Origin of the sequence: Mycobacterium sp. (assembly GCF_032161845.1) — a bacterium.
In the GTDB taxonomy this organism is placed as follows: Bacteria; Actinomycetota; Actinomycetes; order Mycobacteriales; family Mycobacteriaceae; genus Mycobacterium.
In genome coordinates this window covers 1-4,171 of record NZ_JAVRQA010000287.1, presented here as the reverse complement: position 1 = coordinate 4,171, position 4,171 = coordinate 1, and the positions used below count along the sequence as shown (strand labels likewise).

The following is a 4,171-nucleotide window of genomic DNA, read 5'->3' as shown; positions in this document are numbered from 1 at the left end:
CGCGGATGTGGGCGGCGCACCATCGTTCGAACTGTTTCGCTTCGTCTCGTGCGCGCCACGCCCCGAGCGCGAGCGCTCCAATTGTGTACATCGGCGGCTTCGAGCTTGCGGGATACGGCGGCGACGTGACCGTATAGCTCGCCCAACAACTTCCGCGCCTGCGCGGGTGCATGCATTTTTCGGTCATGTGGGCTGGCGGCACCATCGTGCAGTGGCATCGCGACGGGTGGGTCGCCCAAAAAGAGATTGCGGCTCTGCGGGTGCGTCTGGTCCCCGCCCGGAGTGCAGCGGGGTAGGTCGGCAACAGGCAGACATAGAAGACTCGCCCTATTAGGGCGGGTCCGTGTGGAGCGGGCGACGGGAATCGAACCCGCGTAGCTAGTTTGGAAGACTAGGGCTCTACCATTGAGCTACGCCCGCGTTAGCACTGCACGAGAGACTGTACCGGCGCTGACGTATTCAAATCCAATTGATGATGTCGCGAGCTCAGCCCGTAGTATCTCGACGGCAGTGAAGCACGGGGTGTAGCGCAGCTTGGTAGCGCATCCGCTTTGGGAGCGGAAGGCCGCAGGTTCAAATCCTGTCACCCCGACCGGAACAACGACACCCGTAGACGAAGACACAGACATGCAAGGAGCAACGCCGTGAAGAGCACCGTCGAGAAGTTGAGCCCAACGAGGGTTCGCATCAACGTGGAGGTGCCCTTCACTGAACTGCAGCCCGACTTCGATCAGGCGTTCAAGGAGCTGGCCAGGACCATCCGGATGCCGGGGTTCCGCCCGGGCAAGGTGCCGGTGAAGCTGCTCGAGTCGAAGGTCGACAAGCAGGCGATGCTGGACCAGGTCGTCGGCGAGGCCGTTCCGGCCCGCTACAGCGAGGCTCTCGCGAGCTCGGACGTAACGCCCCTCGGGCAGCCTGAGATCGAGGTCACCAACAAGGAGTACGGCAGCGACCTGACGTTCACCGCCGAGGTCGACATCCGGCCCGAGATCACCTTGCCCGAGCTGTCGACGCTGGCGTTCACCGTCGACCCGATCGAGGTCACCGACGAAGAGGTCGACACCGAACTGCAGAACCTGCGCGCCCGCTTCGGCACGCTCACCGGTGTCGAGCGCGCCGCCAAGGACGGTGACTTCGTGTCGATCGACCTGTCGGCGACCGTCGACGGTAAGGACGTCGAGGAAGCCAAGACCGAGGGGCTGTCGCACGAGATCGGTTCGGGCACTCTCATCGAGGGCCTCGACGACGCGATCAAGGGCCTCAAGGCCGATGAGAGCAAGGTGTTCACCACCACGCTGGTCGCAGGCGAGCACGCCGGCGACGAGGCCGAAGTCACCGTCAAGGTGGTGTCGGTCAAGGAGCGCGAGCTGCCTGAGCCAGACGACGAATTCGCGCAGCTGGCAAGCGAATTCGACACCATCGACGAGCTCAAGGAGAGCCTCATCGACCAGGTGCGGCGTGCCAAGCGCATCGGCCAGGCCGAGCAGATCCGCGACAAGGCGCTGGAGACCCTCCTCGAGCAGGTCGAGGTGCCGCTGCCCGAGGCAATCGTCCAGGCGCAGGTCGACGACACCATCCACAACGCCATCCACGGCTTGGATCACGACGAGGAGAAGTTCGCCGAGGCACTCGTCGCCGAGGGCAGCAGTCGCGAGGAATTCGACGCCGACAGCCGCTCCAACGCGGAGAAGGCCGTCAAGACCCAGCTGTTGATGGATGCCATCGCCGATCAGCTCGACATCCAGGTCGGCCAGAACGACCTCACCGAGCGCCTGGTGCTGATGTCGCGGCAGTACGGCCTGGAGCCGCAGCAGCTTCTGCAGGTGCTCCAGCAGAACAACCAGCTGCCCGCCATGTTCGCCGACGTCCGCCGTGGGCTGACCATTGCCGCGGTCGTGCACGGTGCCACCGTCACCGACTCCGAGGGCAACGAAGTCGACACGACGGAGTTCTTCGGGCCGTCCACACCGCTCGAGGCCGGAGTCGAAGAAGCTGACGCCGACGAGGTCGAAGAGGCCGCTGACTCGGATGACGACGCCGCCGACGAGGCCGAGGTCGACGAGGCCAAGTGACGCTGTGAGCGAACGCTCCCCCTTCGGGGAGTGCTCGCTGGGCAGGTTTGGTTAGTGTCAGTGAACGAGTACGCAAACTCGAGAAAGCAGGTATTCCAGCCGTGACTGACATGCGTTCGGGCGCGTCGGGGCTCAACCTCATCGACTCCGTCTATGAGCGGTTGCTCGCCGAGCGGATCATCTTCCTCGGCACCCAGGTCGACGACGACATCGCCAACCGCCTCTGCGCGCAGATTCTGCTGCTGGCCGCCGAGGACCCCACCAAGGACATCAACCTGTACATCAATTCGCCCGGCGGATCGGTGACGGCTGGCATGGCGATCTACGACACGATGGTTCTCGCGCCGTGCGACGTCGCCACCTACGCGATGGGGCTGGCCGCTTCGATGGGCGAGTTCCTGCTCGCCGCGGGCACCAGGGGCAAGCGCTACGCCCTGCCGCACGCGCGCATCATGATGCACCAGCCCAGTGCGGGCATCGGTGGTAGCGCCGCCGACATCGCGATCCAGGCCGAGCAGTTCGCCCTGACGAAGAAGGAGATGAACCGGCTCAACGCCGAGTTCACCGGCCAGACGCTCGAACGCATCGAGAACGACGCGGACCGCGACCGCTGGTTCACCGCGCCCGAGGCCCTGGAATACGGCTTCGTCGACCACATCATCACCCACGCCAACTTCAACGGGAGTGCCTCATGACGCAACCACAGGCGCGCTACATCCTTCCGTCGTTCATCGAGCACTCCAGCTTCGGTATGAAGGAGTCCAACCCGTACAACAAGCTGTTCGAGGAACGCATCATCTTCCTCGGTGTGCAGGTCGACGACGCCTCCGCGAACGACATCATGGCCCAGCTCCTGGTGTTGGAGTCGCTGGATCCCGATCGCGACATCACCATGTACATCAACTCACCCGGTGGCTCGTTCACCTCGCTGATGGCGATTTACGACACCATGCAGTACGTGCGTGCCGACATTCAGACGGTGTGCCTCGGACAGGCGGCTTCCGCCGCCGCCGTGCTGCTGGCGGCGGGTACGCCCGGCAAGCGGCTCGCCCTGCCCAACGCGCGGATCCTGATCCACCAGCCAGCGGTCGGCGGCGCGATCCAGGGGCAGGTCTCCGACTTGGAGATCCAGGCCGCCGAGATCGAGCGCATGCGCACGTTGATGGACACCACGCTGGCCCGCCACACCGGCAAGGACGCCGCGGTCATCCGCAAGGACACCGACCGCGACAAGATCCTCACCGCGGCCGACGCCAAGGACTACGGGATCATCGACACCGTCCTCGAGTACCGCAAGCTCTCTGCCCAGCCGGCCTGACGCACCGCTGCGCGCCAGTAGCGCGGTCTCGGAACGGTTTCGATGACGACACGCCAACGGCGTGAGGCGCGTTGCGGAGGATCCCGGCGATGTCAGGGGATATGTTCTCAATCAACGCAGGCGAATACCACCGGCGCTATTCGGCTTTAACGGTCGCATGGTGCCGGAACATACGGGTAGCGTCGGGAGAACACCCGAGGTGATCCACCAAACCGAGAGATACCGACGGCGATCAGGAAAGTAGGGCCGCAGGACAATGGCGCGCATTGGAGACGGTGGTGACCTGCTGAAGTGCTCGTTCTGCGGAAAGAGCCAAAAGCAGGTCAAGAAGCTCATCGCGGGTCCCGGCGTGTACATCTGCGACGAGTGCATCGACCTCTGCAACGAGATCATCGAAGAGGAGCTCGCTGACGCCGATGACGTGAAACTCGACGAGCTTCCCAAGCCCGCCGAGATCCGCGAATTCCTCGAGGGCTACGTCATTGGTCAGGACACCGCGAAGCGCACGCTCGCCGTCGCGGTCTACAACCACTACAAGCGCATCCAGGCCCAGGAGAAGTCGCGCGACTCGCGTGCCGAGCCCGTCGAGCTGGCCAAGTCCAACATCTTGATGCTCGGGCCCACCGGCTGCGGCAAGACATACCTCGCGCAGACGCTGGCCAAGATGCTCAACGTTCCCTTCGCGATCGCCGATGCCACCGCGCTGACCGAGGCGGGCTATGTCGGCGAGGACGTCGAGAACATCCTTCTCAAGCTGATCCAGGCGGCGGACTACGACGTC

The 4,171-nt window shown here is 64.2% G+C and carries 4 protein-coding genes and 2 tRNA genes; 5 read left to right on the top strand and 1 reads right to left on the bottom strand.

Features of this window, described 5'->3' with window-relative positions:
- Nucleotides 1–346: 346 nt before the first annotated feature.
- A tRNA-Gly gene (locus QOD90_RS15865) sits at nt 347–420 on the bottom strand.
- 98 nt (nt 421–518) lie between these two features.
- Here QOD90_RS15865 and QOD90_RS15860 point away from each other — a divergent pair.
- The 5 genes from QOD90_RS15860 to QOD90_RS15840 form a co-directional block, all read left to right on the top strand.
- Nucleotides 519–592: transfer RNA gene (locus tag QOD90_RS15860), tRNA-Pro, on the top strand.
- 52 nt (nt 593–644) lie between these two features.
- Nucleotides 645–2,072, top strand: a complete 1,428-nt coding sequence (tig, locus tag QOD90_RS15855) for a trigger factor (protein ID WP_526351326.1) — start codon at nt 645–647, stop codon at nt 2,070–2,072.
- Between the two features lie 92 nt (nt 2,073–2,164).
- Complete coding sequence (locus tag QOD90_RS15850) at nt 2,165–2,767, top strand: ClpP family protease (protein ID WP_526351328.1); 603 nt, start codon at nt 2,165–2,167, stop codon at nt 2,765–2,767.
- Complete coding sequence (locus QOD90_RS15845) at nt 2,764–3,390, top strand: ClpP family protease (RefSeq protein ID WP_526351324.1); 627 nt, start codon at nt 2,764–2,766, stop codon at nt 3,388–3,390. The genes QOD90_RS15850 and QOD90_RS15845 overlap by 4 nt, the downstream gene beginning before the upstream one ends.
- Nucleotides 3,391–3,646: 256 nt before the next feature.
- Nucleotides 3,647–4,171, top strand: a 525-nt coding sequence (locus QOD90_RS15840; protein ID WP_526351322.1) for a ClpX C4-type zinc finger protein, incomplete at its 3' end; no start/stop codon positions are given.